Consider the following 16,885-nt stretch of genomic DNA (forward strand, 5'->3'; position numbering starts at 1 on the left):
CGCGCGATGGACGAGACAGACATCATCGTCGTGGGCGGCGGTTCTGCCGGGGCGGCGATGGCCGGGCGGCTTGCCGAAGCCGGCATTCGCACCGTGCTCGTGGAAGCGGGCGGCAGCGACCGCATCCTCAAGTCGCGCGTGCCCGCGCTTACCAGTTCGCTGGTGCAGAACCCCGATTTCGACTGGTGCTACAAGGTGGAGCCGGACCCTTCGCTGGGCGGGCGCGTGGACGTGTGGCCGGCGGGAAAGATGCTCGGCGGCGGCAGCGCGCTGAACGGCATGATGTTCATACGCGGGCACCGCTGGGATTACGACCACTGGGCCGAATGCGGCGCTAGCGGCTGGGACTATGCCAGCGTCCTGCCCTATTTCCGCAGGCTGGAGGACAACGAACGCGGTGCCGATGCATGGCGCGGCACTGGCGGGCCGATCGGCGTCAGCGAAGTGCGGGCGCGCTATCCAATCACCGAACGGTGGATCGAGGCGGCAGGGGAAGCTGGCATCCCGCGTTCGCGCGACCTTAACGGCGAAGATGCCGAAGGCGTGGACCGCGTACAGGTGTCGCAGCGTGGCGGCCAGCGCTGCTCGGCCGCGCGCGGCTATCTCGAAGGGCGAAATCACGGCGGCAGGCTTCGCGTGGAAACCCGGTGCCAGGTCCTGCGCGTGCTGGTGGAAAACGGCCGTGCGGTCGGCGTGAAGATCCGGCGGGACGGCCAGGACTTCACCCTCCACGCGCGCGGCGGCGTGGTGCTCAGCGCGGGATCGATGAACACGCCGCGCCTGCTCATGCTTTCCGGCCTCGGCCCGCAGGAGCATTTGCGCGACATGGGCCTGCCGGTGAAGCAGGACCTGCCGGGCGTGGGGCGCAACTTGCAGGACCATGTCGGCACGCACCTCGTCAACACGGTCTCGGCACGCACGCTCAACACCGATGCGCAGGGCCTGCGTGGCGCCTGGCAGGTGCTGCGCTATGTGCTGGCACGCCGGGGCGCGCTCACCACCCCGATCGGCCATGCACAGGCGTTCGTCCGCAGCCGGGAAGGCCTGCCCGCGCCGAACCTGCAAATCTCCTTTGCCGCCTTCGCCTTCGATTTCGACGAAAGCGGACGGCTGATGCTGCGCAAGGATGCCGCCGTCTCGACCCTCGTCGGCCTGATGCGGCCCTCGCATCGCGGGCGCATATCCCTGCGGTCCAACGATCCGCTTGCCCCTCCGGCGATAGAACATCGCCAACTCGGCAGCGAGGACGACATCGACCAGATCGTGGAAGGCATCGGCATCGCACGCCGGATCATGGCCGCATCGCCGATAGCCGGATCCATCACTGGCGAGGTCCGGCCCGGAGCCGCGCTCGATAGTGCCGAGGCGCTGCGGGACTATGTAAAGCTCGCCTCTATCCCGCTCTATCACCCCGTGGGCACAGCCCGGATCGGCGCGGCCGGCGATGCGATGGCCGTTGTCGACCCGGATCTGGCGGTGCGCGGCGTGGACGGGCTCTGGGTGGCCGATGCCTCGGTATTTCCGACGCTGCCGGCGGGCAACACCAATGCCACCGCGATCATGGTGGGGGACAAGGGCGCGGACCATATCCTCGCCGCGCTGAAACGCAGCGCATGACCGAAGACCTGACAACCGGAGAGGATCGAACCATGGCCCAATTCCCGGATACCATTCATTTCACCGGGCTCAACACGCCTGTCGGCATCGAATGGTCGGCCCGCAATCTCGACGTGATCGGCGAAATTCCCGCTGGCATCGATGGCGCCTTCTTCCGCGCCGTGCCGGACCCCGCCCATGCGCCGTTGTTCGGCGATGACATCGCGCTTTCGGGCGACGGCATGATCGGGAAATTCACCATCCGGGACGGCAAGGTCGATTATGCGATACGCTATGTCGAAACTGCCCGCTACAAGGCCGAAAAGGCCGCGCGCCGTGCGATCTTCGGCCAGTACCGCAATCCCTTCACCGATACGCCCGAGGCAGCCGGTATCGACCGCACCGTCGCCAATACCACGCCGGTCTGGCACGCGGGCCGTCTGTTCATGACCAAGGAGGACGGCCTCGCTTACGAGATCGATCCCGAAACCCTCGAAACCCGTGGACGCTGGGACTATTACGGCGCGCTGAAGTCCGAAACCTTCACCGCGCACCCCCGCCTCGATCCCGAAACCGGCGAACTGTTCTTCTTCGGCTACGAAGCCGGCGGCCTGTGCAGCACCGATGTCGCCTATTGCATCGCCGATCGGGACGGCAAACTCGTTTCCGAACAGTGGTTCCAGCAGCCCTACTGCTCCACCATCCACGACTTCGCCATAACCGAGCGCCATGCGGTGTTCCCGATCTTCCCGACCACGGCCGACCTCGATCGCCTCAGGGCCGGAGGCCCGCACTGGGCGCACCGGCAGGATCTGGAAAGCTGGGTCGCCATCATGCCGCGCTACGGCAAGGTGGACGAAATGCGCTGGTTCAAGGGCCCCAGGGGCGTTTCCGCATTCCACCTCGTGAACGCTTTCGACGATGGCGATCTGGTCCATCTCGACATCTGCCTGACCGACACCAATGCCTTCGCCTTCATGCGCGAGGCGGGCGGCGTGCACCGCGCCCAGCACGAAATCCAGGGCGGACTCACCCGCTGGACCTTCGACCTGACAAAGCCCGGAGACACGTTCGAATCCCGCGTGATCGGCCCTCCCGGAGACATGCCCCGCTTGCGGGATGCCGATCAGGGACGCCCCTATCGCTCGGCCTGGTACCTGACCGTCAATCCGCAAGGCGGGCCGCCGCTGCCGGGCGGGCCGGTCGGCGCCGCCTTCAACATGATGCTGCGGATAGAGCCCGGCAACGGCAGGGTCGATGCGATGCCGCTCGGCCCCGAAATGGCGATAAACGAACCGGTGCACGTTCCTGCGAGCGCGCCGGGCAAGGACGGCTGGCTGCTGACCGTGGTGGACAGCCGGACCGGGCCGGACAGCTTCGCCTCCGAACTCTGGATCGTCGATGGCGCAGACATCGCGAAAGGCCCGGTTGCCCGCGTCCCCATGCCGGTGCCGATGCGGGCTCAGGTCCATGGCGCCTGGGTTTCGGCAGAGCAACTGGCCCAAGGCAAACCGAGTTGACATGTTCATAACGATCGTTACTATTTTGACTGGCAGCACCGCTCGATACCGGCGAATCTGCCGCATCTGAACGGCCCACCAAAGCGGCCGACAACGAAAACAAAGCCCGATCGGGAGAAGCCGGGCTGCGGCCAAGGGGACGCGGCGCGCCGCAGTCTGGCGTCCATCCCGAGGGCGAGAGGGGAGAATGGAACTATGCCACGCGCCAGTACCGGTTCTTACAGGTGCGGGACGACCTGGGCCGCACTTGCCGCAGGCCTGGTCGCCACCGCTGCGACCCCGCCCCTCGCCCACGCACAGACGGCAAGGACAGGGCCGGCCGGCAGCGAGGCGGCCGTAGTATCAACGCCCGAGATCATCGTCACCGCCCAGTTCCGCGCGCAGCGTCTTCAGGACACCCCGATCGCGATCACGGCAACGACCGGGGCAGAACTCGCCGCCAAGAACGTGGCAAGCGTCACCGACCTCACGGCGGTTGCACCCAACGTCAACCTTTCAGCGGCAACCGGGCTAAACGGCAGCGCGGTTCAGGCTTTCATCCGGGGCATCGGCCAAAGCGATTCCAGTTTCGCGCTGGAGCCCGGCGTCGGCATCTATATCGACGATGTCTATTACGGCACGACTTTCGGCGCGATCCTGGACCTCAACGATCTGGACCGGGTGGAAGTGCTGCGCGGCCCGCAAGGCACCCTCTCGGGCAAGAATTCGATCGGCGGCTCGGTCAAGCTGTTCAGCCGCAAGCCGGATGAACAGGGCGGCGGTTTCGTGGAAGCCACGACCGGCAGCTTCGGGCGCATAGACCTTCGCGGCAGCGCCGGCTTCACCATCGCCGACGGCTTCTATGCGCGTATCTCCGGCGTATCGCGGCACACCGACGGATATCTGGACCTGCTCGACTATGGCTGCGTCTTTCCGAATTCCGGAATCCCGGCAACCAGTTCGGGCGGCAATTGCAAGACCGGCACCGAAGGCGGGATCGACGTGCAGGGCACTCGGCTCGCCCTGCGCTACGCGCCGGAAGGTTCGCCGATCGAAGTGAACCTGGTGGGAGACTATGCCCTCAACAAGTCCGAACAGGTGGCCACCAAGCTGCTTTATGCAAACAATCCGGGGGTGCGCAGTTACGTGGCCGACGATCCGGCCGGCGGTATCCCGTTCGACAGCCGGTTCCTGACCGGCGCCCATTCCTATTCGAGTTATGCCAATTACGCTGCAGGCGGCAACTACACCACCGCATTCGGCACCAGTTACCAGGTAGAGCCCGGCAGCTTCGACACCAGCCCCGACAGTTCCGCCAGGAGCTGGGGTATCGCCGGAACTCTCGACTGGCAGCTTTCCGACGATCTCAGCCTCAAGTCGATCACCGCATACCGCAAGGCCACCGGCCAGACCGGCATCGACCTCGACGGGTCGCCGCTATCGATCCTCGTGCAGGAGTTCGACTACGAGCACCGCCAGTTCACGCAGGAACTGCGCCTGTCGGGCCGCGTCGGCTCACTCGTCGATTTCACTGTCGGCGGGTACTACTACGATGCCGACGACCGGATCTCGGGCCGCGTGCTGATCCCCAGCGTCCTGTTCAATTTCCTGGAAAACGACCCGGTCACCAACCGCAGCATATCCGCCTTCGCGCATAGCGAGTTCCACCTGACACCCGATCTCAACGTGATCGGCGGCATTCGCTACACCGATGACAGGAAGACATACGAATTCCACCGCAGCAACATCGACGGGTCGCTTCCAAGCGGCGCGTTCCTGACAGAGAACTTCCTGCTGGTCGGCCTCGACGGCAAGGTCGGTTCGTTCAAGGGGAGCCGGGTCGATTACCGCCTCGGCGTGAACTACCGCTTCAGCCCGGCGCTGATGGCCTATGCGCAGGTCGCGACCGGCTACAAGGGCGGCGGCATCAATCCGCGCCCCTATACGCCGGACCAGATCGTCTCCTTCAAGCCAGAAACCCTTACCGCCTATGAAGCCGGCTTCAAGTCTGACCTCCTCGGCCGCCGTATCCGCTTCAACGGAACCGCATTCTACAATGACTACAAAGACATCCAGATCAACCGCTTCGTCTGTCCGGAAAGCGTCAGCACCACCTGCTCGCAACCGGCCAATGCGGGAGACGCCAGGGTCTGGGGCGTGGAAGCCGAACTTTTCGCCCAGCCGGTGAACGGACTGACCATCGACGGTTCGGTAGGCTACCTCCATTTCCGGTACACCCGCGTCGATGCCACCACGCTGGTCGAAAAGGACTTCAAGGCGCCGTTCAACCCTTCGTGGCAGGCCAGCGCGGGCATCCAGTACGAGGCGGCCCTCGGGATCGGCTCGCTGACCCCAAGGCTCGACTGGAACTACCAGTCTTCGTTCTACTTCAACTCGGTCAACAATGCCTACAACCTGGTGGCGGCCCGCAGCCTGTTCAACCTGAGGCTGACTTACGAATCTCCGGACAGGGGCTGGCAGCTCGCCACCGGTATCACCAACCTGTTCGACAGGTTCTACTACACCGGAAAGAGCGAGAACGTCTCGAACTACGGGGTCAATTCCGGCGCCGTCGGCCGCCCGCGCGAGTGGTTTCTCTCGCTGCGCCGCACGTTCTGACGTCGAGGCCGGGTGATGCGGATAATCTACCATGCAAGCCGCTGGATCTTCGGACTCTGGTATCTGTTTTCCGGCGCCGAATACTTCACGCCGTTTGACCTGCAACCGCTCGGCAATACGCCGCTGGGGCAGGAGTTCACGCTGGCCCTGATCCACAGCGGGCTCTTTGCCTGGATCAAGGTGATCGAGATCGCTATCGCCGTTCTCGTTCTGGCGGACCGGATGATGCCGCTGGTCGCCGTGGCAGCCGTGCCGCTGACGGCGGTGATCGCCTACTGGAACTTCGCGCTGGAATGGGGCGCGATCGAGGCAATCTTCGGCACCCTGACCGTGGTGTTCAACGCCGTCCTGCTCTGGCCGTACCGGGCCTATTACCTGCCCGCGATCACGGCCTGGCGCGGCAGGCGGGATTTCGGCGCGAGCCTGGCACCGCCCGGGATTGACACGATAACATCCGTTAACGTCTAATCAGATCAAACGGCGCCATGCGAAACGATGCGCGCCACGGAAGAGGATCGGAAGAATGACACCCGAAGGCGTGCAACTGCGGCATCCCGACAAGCTCTATATCGGCGGCTCCTGGGTCGAGCCTTCCACCGGGGGACAGATCGAGATCGTCTCACCGAACAGCGAGGACGTCGTCGCCGTGGTGGCCGAGGCGGTAGCGGCCGACATGGACCGCGCCGTAGCCGCGGCGCGCGATGCGTTCGACAACGGCCCCTGGCCGCAGCTTTCCCCGGCCGAGCGCGGCCGGATGGTCGCCCGCTGGGCCGACGAACTGGCGAAGCGCGAACCCGAACTCTGCCGCGCATGGACGGCGCAAGTCGGCGGACTTTCCAGCTTCGCCCCGATCATGCACGGCGGCGCGACGGCAACCGTCAGGTTCATCGCCTCGCTTGGTGAAAGTTTCGAGTTCGTCACGCGGCGCCCCAGCATGCAGGTCGATACCGCGATCGTGGCGCAGGAACCGGTTGGCGTGGCCGTGGCCATCGCGCCGTGGAACGCGCCATACGGCATCCTTTCAAGCAAGGTCGCCTACGCGCTCGTTGCCGGATGCACGGTGGTGATGAAGCCCTCCCCCGAAACGCCGCTGGAGGCCTATATCATGGCCGAAGCCGCCGAAGCCGCCGGCATTCCGGCCGGCGTGATAAATCTGGTCTGCGGCGACCGGGAAGCATCGGACCATCTCGTGAACAATCCCGGCGTCGACAAGGTGAGCTTCACCGGTTCGACCGTTGCGGGCAGGCGCATCGGCGAAGTCTGTGCGGGTCGTGTCGCTCGCTGCACGCTGGAACTGGGCGGAAAATCGGCCGCCATCGTGCGCGACGATTTTCCCATAGAGGCCGCCGCCGCAATCCTGGGCAACACGATCACGGTGATGAGCGGGCAGGTCTGCGCCATGCTCAGCCGCGCCATCGTTCCCCGCCACCGCCATGACGAACTGGCGGAGGCCATCGCCCGTGTCATGCAGGGCGTGAAGATCGGCGGCAGCGATGCGCCCGATACACAGCTCGGCCCGCTCGCGATGAAACGCCAGCTCGAACGCGTCGAAAGCTATGTCGAACTCGGCCGCGAAGGCGCGGATCTCGTCACGGGCGGACAGCGCCCCACGTCGATGAACAAGGGCTATTTCTTCGAGCCCACGCTTTTCGCCAATGTCGATAACACCAGCCGGATCGCGCAGGAGGAAATCTTTGGACCGGTGCTGTGCCTGATCCCCGCCGAAGACGAGGAACACGCCATTCAATTGGCCAATGACAGCAGCTTCGGCCTCAATGGCTCGGTTCTCACCGGCGATGTGGATGCTGCCTATCGGATCAGCCGCAGGATTCGCGCAGGCGGGTTCGGGCAGAACGGCATGAGGCTGGAATTCGGGCTGCCGTTCGGCGGCTTCAAGCAGTCCGGCATTGGCCGCGAAGGTGGTGTCGAAGGCCTCCACTCATTCCTCGAAACCAAGACGATCCTGCTCGACGGGATGCCGTCGCGGCTTTGAAAAGCCGGGGCGCTGCTCGCGGCGAACGCTACCGGCTTGGAGCCGAGCTCCTTATATCGACCGAACGCGCCGCACGCTGAACCGCGAAAGGACCTTCAGGTCAGCGCATAGTAGCGCAGAAGATTGCCGTCGGCCCGGCGCTCGCCCACGCCGATGAACACATGCCTGGTCAGCCAGTCGTGCTTGCCGATCGGGCATTCGAACGAAGGGTTGCCGCGAAGATAGTATTCCTGCTGTTCGACCGGCTGCCCGCCCTCGAAGGCCCAGTCCCTCAGCCGTTGCATTGTGCCGGGCTTGCGGCCCCAAAGGAATCCGCGGTTGTTGAGAAGGATCAAGGTGCCGTCATCTTCCTCCAACATGTAGCGCGCATCGAATACGGCCACGTCATCGGGCCGGAAATAGGCATAGTCACCGCCCGATCCCGGCACCGCCTTGCCCTTCAGGAGCGGTCCTTCGAACGTTCCGCCGTCGACGTAGACAGCGCTTCGGTTTCCGCCCATCGGCGTATTGGCGATCATCTGCACGCGCGGGAACGTGAGGCGCACTTCCATCGCGAATTCGAGGCGCGGGTTGTCGATGGTGGAAAACGGGCCTTCACTCATCTTGGACTCTTCCTTTCATCCGATTTCCAGGGCGCCGCCATCCACGAAGAGATTGGCGGCAGTGATGAAACTCGCTTCCCGGGAAGCCAGGAAGAGGACAGCGGCGGCCACTTCCTCGGGCCGGCCCATTCGCTTCATCGGCACGGCCGCGATCATCTGCTCGCGCAGGACGTCCACCGCCGCTGCGCTCATGCCGGGATTGCGGTGAAGCAGCGGGGTTTCCACCGGCCCCGGGCTGACCATGTTGACGCGAATGCCGCGCGAAACATACTCCCCGGCAAATTGACGCATGGCGAGCGCCAAGCCGGCCTTCGCCGCTCCATATGCGACATTGCCGGGCACGAAGGCATGGCCGCCGATCGACCCGGTGACGACGATCGCCCCGCCATCGCCCATCAGCCGAACCGCCTTCTGCATGGCGAAGACGCAACCGCGCAAGTTGATGGCATGGACCTGATCCCAATACTCGTGCGAGAGTTCTTCGATAAGCGCGAAACCGCCCACGCCCGCGTTGACGACAAGCACGTCGATCCTCTCGTCTGCCGCGGCGATTTCCTCGTAAAACAGCTCCATCGCCGCCAGATCGGAAATATCGACGCTGCTGCCACGCGCGCCCCGGATTCCGGAGGCGGCGGCCTCTATCGTTGCCCGGTCCCGGCCGGTGAGGCGAACCGCGCCGCCCTCCCTTGCGAAAGCTTGGGCGCAGGCCAGGCCGATGCCGCTGTTGCCACCCAGGACGACAACCCTGCTGCCCGCGAACCGCATCGCTCTCTCCATCGTCAAAAAGGTCCGATCGGATTGGGGCTCGTTTCGGGCACGTCCTGAACGACATCCCAATGTTCGACTATCATTCCGCCCGCGAGGCGGAAGATGTCGATCACGGCCCATCCGCGATCCTCCGGCCAGCGCCGGACGTGATAGTGGACGATCACGTGATCCCCATCTGCGAACATGCGCTTCACGTCGTGTACGGCTGCGGGTGTCCGGGCGCGAATATCGCGCAGCAGCGCCTTCAGCGGTTCGCGCCCCTGCCCAGCGCCCTGATTGTGCTGGATATAGTCAGGGGCGATGAAGCGATCGACGGCATCGGCGTCAAGCGCGTTGAGCACTTCGTCGAACAGGGCCGCGACATGACGCAGGTTCGCTTCCTCCCCGGCCGATCTGACGTTCATGCCGCAGCCTCCGCCATGCCCACTCCCCCGTTAGCCGCCCGCTTCAGCGCGCGCCACATCGTAACGATCGTTATTTACTTATGCAAGCAGATGCGAGACGATGTCCGCATTTGTGGAGAGATCAATGACCCGCGACGACTACGAGAGATATGCGGCCGCCTTCAACGCGAGGGATTACGATGCAGTCTATGATTTCTACGCGCCCGGTGCCCGGCTCGCCTTCTTCGGAGTCGAACTTTCATCGCGCGAGGCGTTCAAGCGCTTCTACGATTTCCTGCACGGTTATGTCGACGAGACCCTTACGATAGAGCGCTTTGCCGCGAGCGAAGACCTCGTCGCCCTCGAAGGCGTGATCCGCATCGCGGCGCACCGGGATCTCGATGCCGAAACGCTGAAGGCGAACGGGTTGCTCCAGTTCTTCCCGATCCGTGCCGGCGAAGTCCAGGAACTGCGGCAGTTCATCCATTACCATGTCGACCAGGGCCATTTCACGAGGGTGCAATGCGCGCTGATTCCCTGATGCCCGTCACGTGCCACGAACACGGCAATTGTCGCGCGGTCAGCCGATTGCCGGGCAAAGACCGTTTCAAGGAGGCGAACGGCGAGGCTGTAGGCGCCCTCTTCCCCAGTAACAAACGTGATTATCTTGACAGATATCGCACCCCTTGCGCTAAATCCCGTCAATGCGCGAAACCAGACAATCGAACGAGATCGACAACGAGTCCGAAACCACGGCGGCGATGCCGGTGAGCACGCGTTCGGAAACCCTCCACCGGCTTCTCAAGCTCTCGAACCGGCTCATGGCGCCGTTCTCGGTCAATCTGGAACACCAGTACAAGATCAGCCTGAACGAGTTTCGCCTGCTGATGCTGATCGGCCGTTTCCCCCAATCGGCGAGCCATGAACTGGCGGAAATGACAGGCGTCAATGCGATGAGCGTATCCCGCGCGGTTTCGGCGCTGGAGCGCCACGGCCGCGTTCTCGTCGTTCGCGACGAGGAAAACCGGCGCCGCAAACGGCTGACCCTTACCCCGGAGGGCGAACGTCTCTACCGGATCATGCGCCCGCAGACCGAAAGAGTGGCGGACTACCTGTTATCGGCGCTTCACCCGCACGAAGTCGCCATGTTCGATCATATTCTCACCACCTTGATCGATACGCTTGAAGCCACGGACGAAGAAGGCCGCTCGCTGTTCCTCGAACGCACGAGGCCCGACGACGCTGAAGCCTAGGCTTCGTGGACGGACTTGCCTGATGGCGTGACTCATAATAACACTCGTTACTATGAGTCACGCCATCAGTCTTGAACCGCGCGGTTCCCGCGCATGAACTCAACTTCCGCGACATCCGCGCATGAAGAAGCGCGAGGGCCAAGTCTGGGTTTCGGGATTGCCCTCGGCTTCCTCTCCGCGCTCGGCCCTTTTGCGATAGACCTCTATCTTCCCGCCATGCCCGCAATGGCAGGCGCCCTCAGCGCAAGCGATTCCGGGGTGCAACGAACGCTCTCGGCATTCTTCCTCGGCCTGGCAGTGGCGCAGATACCGATCGGCTCGCTCGGCGATCGGTTCGGACGGCGCGCGCCGCTGATGGGCGGGCTCTGTATCTTCGTCGCCGCCTCGGTCGCCTGCGCCTTCGCCGCCACGCTCGAACAACTGGTCCTGTTGCGCTTTCTTCAGGGCATGGGAGCCTGCGCCGGTACGTCCAGCGCGCGCGCCATCATTCGCGACCTCCATCGCGGACACCATGCCGCCCGGCTGATGGCCTTCACGTTCCTTATCATCGGTATTTCGCCGATGCTCGCCCCATTGCTGGGAAGCACATTGCTCCATCTCGTTTCATGGCGAGGACTGTTCGGCGTGCTCGCCGCCGCCGGCATGGTTGCCGCAGGCTGCGTCATGCTCTTCCTCCCCGAAACCTTGCCGCCGGCCCTGCGTACGACGGACTGGCGCGCCCTGCCCCATGTCCATGCCCGCCTGCTGCGGACCCCGCGCTTCGTCGGCTGGGCCATCGTCGCAGGGCTCGCGACCACGATCCCCTTTGCCTTCGTGACCGCCGCGCCGTTCATCTATTCAGGGATCTACAAACTCGATCCCATGTGGTTCAGCCTTCTGCTCGCACTCAATGCCTGCATGTCGATCATCGCGACACAAGCCGCGCCGCACTTGCTCAAACGGTTCGGCGCCGTTCGCCTGGCCGGCAGCGCTGGCGCCATCGCACTTAGCGCAACGGCACTGGTGGCCATCACCGGATCCGACGGCATCCCGCTACCGCTGTTTCAGGCTTATTCGATATTGCTGTTCATGGTTGCCGGTCTGATCCTGACCCCGGCGGCGACCAGCGCCCTCGATTCCGTGCGGAGCGGCATCGGTGCCGCAGCCGGGCTGCTCGGCACCATCCAGCTCGCGGTAACAGCCCTTGCGAGCGCCGCTGTCACGTTGTGGCCTCCCGTTTCCCTGCTTCCGCTGACCTTGGTGCTGGCAACGGGATTCACTGCGATGATCGTGATCGTTGCCTTGCTCGGCCGCTTGCGGCCGGAGGAAGAATCCAGCGCCGCCTAGATCGTAAACTCATAAACGGCACCATCGAGGGTTGAGGCAAAATGGCTCACCGCGAGGAGGGAGGGCAGCTCCCGGTCCACCGGGATGGACCTCAAGGAATACTTCCGCGAAACCGAAGCGGACGGCCTTCGCAGCGTGCGCAAGTCGCAGCGCGAAAGCTGCGCTGGTTCCGGCGTCTGCGCTGGTACCAGAAGCCGACGATCCCCATGGTCAACGGATGGAGCTTCGGCGGTGGCTTCTTCCCGCTTTTCGGCTGCGACCTGGCGATATGCGCGGAAGTGGCGAAGATGTTGCTCGGCAAGAACCCGGCGGCGCTCAAGTTCGCCAAGGGCGCGGTGCGCCGTGTGGGCACTCTCACTTACGATGAAGCGGAAGACTACCTTATGCGCATGCAGGAGGCCTGCAGTTTTCACGATACCAGCCAAGGCCGCAAGGACGGCATCCGCCAGTTCATCGACGGAAAGAGCTACAAGCCCGGCCTTGCCCGCCTATGACAAGTCGAGGACCGGCGAAAATGCCTGAAACTTGAACAAGAGGAACATTGCCATTTTGCGGCGCCCCTCTTGTTCAATGGAAGAACTTCATCTCAGCCAGAGATCAGCGCATCCAGCGCGATCACACCCTTTCCTTCCGGCAGAACCAGAACGGGATTGAGATCGAGTTCCCCGATCCCGGGCGTACCGCGAACCAGCACGGCAAGCGTTTCCACCATACCCGCCAGCGCATCGACATCGGCTATGGGCGCGCCGCGAAAGCCCTGGAGCAACGGCGCCATCCGCAGGGAAAGAATCCGGGTCTTGATCTCGGCGCGCGAAAGGTCAGGCGGCAGCAGCACGGCGTCATGAAGCAATTCGGCAGCAACGCCGCCGAACCCAACGAGGATCACGGCGCCCCAGTCCGGATCGCGGCGAGCACCGACAATCATTTCCACACCGCGCGGCGCCATGGCCTCTACCAGGATGCCATCAAGGACAAGGCCGGGCCTCGCTGCCTGCACGTCGGCCTCCATCTTGCCCCATGCGGCCGCCAGTGCCGCCGAATCGGCGATCCCGATCGCAACGCCGCCCGCATCGCTCTTGTGGCTGAGCGCTGCGGCCTGCGCCTTGAGAACGACCGGATATCCGATGCCGGCGGCAATCTCCTGCGCGGCTTCAAGGGAACCTGCCAGCGCGCCTCTCGAAAAGGTCAAGCCGTGCGGTGCCAGCAATTGCTTCGCACGATATTCGGGAATGGTTTCTCCCGCCGCCGGCCCGGCGATCGAAATCGCCGTCCTGTCAGTCAGGCCCGAAGAGTGCGCGCCATACCACGCGAGGCAGGCCAGCGCCTTGAGCGCGCGCTCGGGCGTAGGGAAATAGGGTGAGCCAAGCGCCCGAATGGCAGCCACATCGTCGCCCAGAACACCGCCGCCTTCATCCACACCGGCAACGATCAGCGGCTTGCGCCCGCCGAGCTCCGCAATCGCTTTCGCCACTGCGGAGAATTTGACGTGCGAGGTATGCGTGTCGGTCTGGATCAACGGAACGAGGATGGTTTCGATCCGCCGCTCCTCGCCCAGGGCGGCAATCGTCCGGTTGTAAAGCGTGGGATCGACCAGGCCCTGCGCCGTGATGTCGAGCGGATTGCTCACCGGGACGAAGGAAGGCAAAGCCTCGCGCAAAGCGGGGCTGTCGGCGTCGGTAAGCTTGGGCAGTTCCAGTCCGAGCGCCTCGGCGCCATCCAGCATCATCGCTTTCAAGGCGCCGGATTCAGAAATGATGCCCACGCTTCCCGAAGGTAGCGACGGACAGCGAATCGCAATCTCGGTCACGTCTCCAAGCACTTCCAGCCCATCGACCAGGATCACGCCCGCATGCTCGACCAGGGTCCGCATCACTGCATGATCGCCCGCCATCGCGCCAGTGTGCGTCGCCGCGCTTTCCCGCCCGGCTTCGCTGGAGCCCGGATGAAGAAGCACGACAAGCTTGCCCCGCTCCCGCGCTGCCCGCGCCGCCGCCAGAAACGCGGCAGGTTTGCGGAATTGCTCGACGATCATGGCGATAACGCCGATGGCCGGATCTTCGGCGAGATGCGCGACGTAGTCCTCTACCCCGCTCGCCGCTTCGTTGCCGGTAGAGATGTAGCAGGAAAGCGGCACCTCCCGGGCGATCATGGTCGTGGCGAGCACCGCGGCCATGGCGCCAGACTGCGAAACGATGCCGACCTTGCGGTCCCCTCTCGCCCGTGCCTCCGGCAATTCTACGAAAGTCAGCGCGACATTGGCATCGAAATTGACGAGGCCGAGACAGTTCGGCCCCTCGATCACCATCCCTGAATCGCGGGCGATCCGAGCCAGTTCCTCCTGCCGGGCAAGTCCTTCAGGCCCGCCTTCGGCAAACCCCGCCGAAAAGATCACGGCTGCTCCACATCGCCGCTGCGCCAGTTCGCGCACGGCATCGAGGACGGCAGCCTGGGGGATTGCCAGAACAGCCACGTCCACGTCTTCCGGCAACGCGGCGACATCCGGCACGCAGCGCCTTCCGCCTATTTCCTCCCGCTTGGGATTGACGAGGTGGATCTCCCCCGAGAACCCCCTGTCGACGAGGTTCTTCAGAACGGAAGCACCCAGCGCTCCGGGCCGGTCGGACGCACCGACGATGGCAACGCTGCGTGGATTGAGAAGCCGTTCCATGGCCGCCCGTTCGAGCGGTTCGAGCACAGCGGTACCTTGCGCAGACATCCTTGATCTCCCGGCCTGACGATCCTCGATCCGGTCATCGCCGGACTTGCGCGGTTTGTATCTCAGGCATACAATATGCGCAAGTCGCGTGGTTCGTCAGGCTACCCGTTCCTGTTGGCGCAGGCGCTGCAGCAGCGACAGCAGCGTGCTTCGCTCGGCGACACTGAGCGGTCCGAAGAATTTCCGCTCATGCCTTTCGAACACAAGGTCGATCTCGGTCGCGAGAGTTCGGCCTACTTCTGTCAGTTCAAGGGAATGTGCACGCGGATCGGCGCTGGGCGCGCGGCGCACGGCCCCTCGACCTTCCAGGATATCGACAATCTTCATCGCGCTCGACCGGTTCACGTTAAGCGCCTCTCCCAGCGCGGTCTGGGTGCATCCCGGATTGGCGCGGACCAGCAGCAGGGCCGAGGCGCGCGCCGGCGTGATATCCAGCGGTTCAAGCGCCTGCCTTGCGGATTCGTGAGCGACGGATTGCAGCATCTGGATCTGGAATCCGATCTGCCCGGAAAGCTCTTCCCCCTCGTTCATGACCTCTCCTCAGCCGCTGGCTCGATGCCTTGTTTTCTATGTATCCCAAGCGTACAAACTCATGCGTGCCATTGCAAGGCGCGCATCGACTCCGCCAGCGAGGGACAAGAAGCCCCGGCCGGGACGATGCCAACCAAGGAGAGTGATCGTGAAAACCGATTTCAAGCTGCTGGTCAACGGTGAACTGATCGACGGCGTTTCCACATTCGACGTCGTCAATCCGGCTACCGAGGACGTCTTCGCCCAGTGCCCGCGCGCTGACGAGGCTATCCTGAACCGGGCCGTATCCGCCGCCAAGGCTGCGCTTCCGGGATGGTCCGCTCTCTCCGCCGATGAACGCGCCGGCTATATCAACCGCCTGGCAGACGCGATGGAGGCCCGCATCGAGGACTTTGCCCGCCTGCTCACGGCGGAACAGGGCAAGCCGCTGGATCAGGCCACTTACGAGATCGGCGGAAGCATCTACACGCTGCGCGCCTTTGCGGCGATGCGCCTTCCCGAACAGACCCTTCGCAATGAAAACGGCAGTACCGTGGTGGAGCATCGCACGCCGCTGGGGGTCTGCGCCTCGATCACGCCGTGGAATTTCCCGGTGATCCTGCTGGCGAACAAGCTTGGCCCCTGCCTTGTCATGGGGAACACGATGGTTTCCAAACCGGCGCCGACAACGCCGCTCACCACGCTTCTGCTGGCCGAACTCGCGGCGGACATCCTGCCTGCCGGCGTATTCAACGTGATCTGCGACCAGAATGAGCTCGGCCCGCTGATCACCGCACATCCCGACATCGCCAAGGTGGCCTTCACCGGATCGACCGCGACCGGGAAGAAAGTCATGGCCTCCGCGGCGCAAAACGTGAAGCGCGTGACGCTGGAACTGGGCGGCAACGACGCTGCCATCGTGCTGGACGACGTGCCGGCCCGGATCGCCGCACAGAAAGTCTATGCAGGCGCCATGGCCAACGCCGGCCAGATCTGCGTCGCCATCAAGCGCGCCTATGTGCCCAGCGCAATGTACGAGGAATTCTGCGACGAAATCGCCAAGCTCGCCGATCAGGCCGTGCTCGACGACGGCGCCAAGCAAGGCTCTACCATCGGACCGATCCAGAACCGGATGCAGTTCGAGAAAGTGCGCGACCTGATCGAGGATGCCAAGCAGCGCGGCCGGGTCGTTGCGGGCGGCGACGTGCCGGACCGGAAGGGCTTCTTCATCCCTCCCACGGTGATCGCCGATCTCGACGACGATGCACCGCTGGTGCGCGAAGAGCAGTTCGGCCCGGTGCTGCCGGTTCTGAAGTACGACGATATCGAGGACGTGATCGCCCGCGCCAACGATTCCCCCTATGGCCTGGGCGGCACCGTCTGGGGCGCCGACCAGCTTCGCGCGATGGACGTGGCGCGCCGGATCGACGCGGGCACCGTCTGGGTAAACCAGCACCTTGCGATCGACCCGAACATTCCATTCCGGGGCGCCAAGCAGTCCGGGCTCGGCACGGAACACGGGCTGGCCGGGCTCATGGAATATACGCAGGCGCACATCGTAAGCGCGGTGCCGCTGGAACTCGAACAGGCCTGAACCGGCGGGAGGGGCGCCCCGCTGCA

At 64.2% G+C, this 16,885-nt stretch carries 14 protein-coding genes and 1 pseudogene; 10 read left to right on the plus strand and 5 right to left on the minus strand.

The window, feature by feature from the left end:
• Positions 1–6: 6 nt before the first annotated feature.
• The 5 genes from ACLIMP_RS24235 (at position 7) to ACLIMP_RS24255 (ending at position 7,707) form a co-directional block, all read left to right on the plus strand.
• Positions 7–1,617 carry a GMC family oxidoreductase gene (locus ACLIMP_RS24235; protein WP_443478519.1) on the plus strand — a complete coding sequence of 537 codons (1,611 nt, stop codon included), beginning with the start codon at positions 7–9 and terminating at the stop codon, positions 1,615–1,617.
• Between the two features lie 32 nt (positions 1,618–1,649).
• Positions 1,650–3,116 (plus strand): lignostilbene-alpha,beta-dioxygenase NOV2, encoded by a 1,467-nt coding sequence (gene nov2 / locus ACLIMP_RS24240; RefSeq protein ID WP_443478520.1) that lies wholly within the window; start codon positions 1,650–1,652, stop codon positions 3,114–3,116.
• A 195-nt stretch (positions 3,117–3,311) separates the two neighbouring features.
• On the plus strand, positions 3,312–5,714 hold the full coding sequence (locus ACLIMP_RS24245; RefSeq protein WP_443478521.1) for a TonB-dependent receptor: 2,403 nt from the start codon (positions 3,312–3,314) through the stop codon (positions 5,712–5,714).
• A gap of 15 nt (positions 5,715–5,729) precedes the next feature.
• On the plus strand, positions 5,730–6,182 hold the full coding sequence (locus ACLIMP_RS24250) for a hypothetical protein (protein WP_443478522.1): 453 nt from the start codon (positions 5,730–5,732) through the stop codon (positions 6,180–6,182).
• A 55-nt stretch (positions 6,183–6,237) separates the two neighbouring features.
• Positions 6,238–7,707, plus strand: a complete 1,470-nt coding sequence (locus ACLIMP_RS24255) for an aldehyde dehydrogenase (protein ID WP_324699198.1) — start codon at positions 6,238–6,240, stop codon at positions 7,705–7,707.
• A 95-nt stretch (positions 7,708–7,802) separates the two neighbouring features.
• Here ACLIMP_RS24255 and ACLIMP_RS24260 read toward each other — a convergent pair whose 3' ends face one another.
• Genes ACLIMP_RS24260 through ACLIMP_RS24270 form a run of 3 tightly spaced genes read right to left on the minus strand, consistent with a single transcriptional unit; the run spans position 7,803 to position 9,481 of the window.
• Complete coding sequence (locus ACLIMP_RS24260; protein WP_054438018.1) at positions 7,803–8,309, minus strand: DUF3237 domain-containing protein; 507 nt, start codon at positions 8,307–8,309, stop codon at positions 7,803–7,805.
• Between the two features lie 15 nt (positions 8,310–8,324).
• Entirely contained in the window at positions 8,325–9,074 is a 750-nt protein-coding gene (locus ACLIMP_RS24265; RefSeq protein ID WP_324699196.1) for an SDR family NAD(P)-dependent oxidoreductase, read from the minus strand.
• A gap of 14 nt (positions 9,075–9,088) precedes the next feature.
• Complete coding sequence (locus ACLIMP_RS24270; RefSeq protein ID WP_324699195.1) at positions 9,089–9,481, minus strand: nuclear transport factor 2 family protein; 393 nt, start codon at positions 9,479–9,481, stop codon at positions 9,089–9,091.
• 124 nt (positions 9,482–9,605) lie between these two features.
• Between ACLIMP_RS24270 and ACLIMP_RS24275 the strand changes: the two genes are divergently transcribed.
• The 4 genes and pseudogenes from ACLIMP_RS24275 to ACLIMP_RS24290 all read left to right on the plus strand — a co-directional run.
• Positions 9,606–10,001, plus strand: coding sequence for a nuclear transport factor 2 family protein (locus ACLIMP_RS24275; RefSeq protein WP_054438022.1), 396 nt, complete (start codon positions 9,606–9,608; stop codon positions 9,999–10,001).
• A gap of 163 nt (positions 10,002–10,164) precedes the next feature.
• A complete protein-coding gene (locus ACLIMP_RS24280) occupies positions 10,165–10,713 on the plus strand; it encodes a MarR family winged helix-turn-helix transcriptional regulator (protein WP_054438023.1) in 549 nt (182 codons plus the stop codon).
• Between the two features lie 93 nt (positions 10,714–10,806).
• Positions 10,807–12,039: a multidrug effflux MFS transporter gene (locus ACLIMP_RS24285; protein ID WP_324699194.1), complete on the plus strand. Its 1,233-nt coding sequence runs from the start codon at positions 10,807–10,809 to the stop codon at positions 12,037–12,039.
• Between the two features lie 60 nt (positions 12,040–12,099).
• Positions 12,100–12,561: pseudogene (locus tag ACLIMP_RS24290) on the plus strand (enoyl-CoA hydratase-related protein); the annotation flags it as partial.
• A gap of 64 nt (positions 12,562–12,625) precedes the next feature.
• Here the strand turns inward: ACLIMP_RS24290 and ACLIMP_RS24295 are convergent.
• Both ACLIMP_RS24295 and ACLIMP_RS24300 read right to left on the minus strand, forming a co-directional pair.
• On the minus strand, positions 12,626–14,755 hold the full coding sequence (locus ACLIMP_RS24295; protein ID WP_054438029.1) for an acetate--CoA ligase family protein: 2,130 nt from the start codon (positions 14,753–14,755) through the stop codon (positions 12,626–12,628).
• Between the two features lie 96 nt (positions 14,756–14,851).
• Positions 14,852–15,286 (minus strand): MarR family winged helix-turn-helix transcriptional regulator, encoded by a 435-nt coding sequence (locus ACLIMP_RS24300; RefSeq protein WP_443478523.1) that lies wholly within the window; start codon positions 15,284–15,286, stop codon positions 14,852–14,854.
• Between the two features lie 148 nt (positions 15,287–15,434).
• Between ACLIMP_RS24300 and ACLIMP_RS24305 the strand changes: the two genes are divergently transcribed.
• Complete coding sequence (locus ACLIMP_RS24305; protein WP_185999258.1) at positions 15,435–16,859, plus strand: aldehyde dehydrogenase family protein; 1,425 nt, start codon at positions 15,435–15,437, stop codon at positions 16,857–16,859.
• Positions 16,860–16,885: the final 26 nt, after the last annotated feature.

The sequence above is a fragment of the Novosphingobium aeonii genome (assembly GCF_052279045.1).
Lineage (GTDB): Bacteria > Pseudomonadota > Alphaproteobacteria > Sphingomonadales > Sphingomonadaceae > Novosphingobium.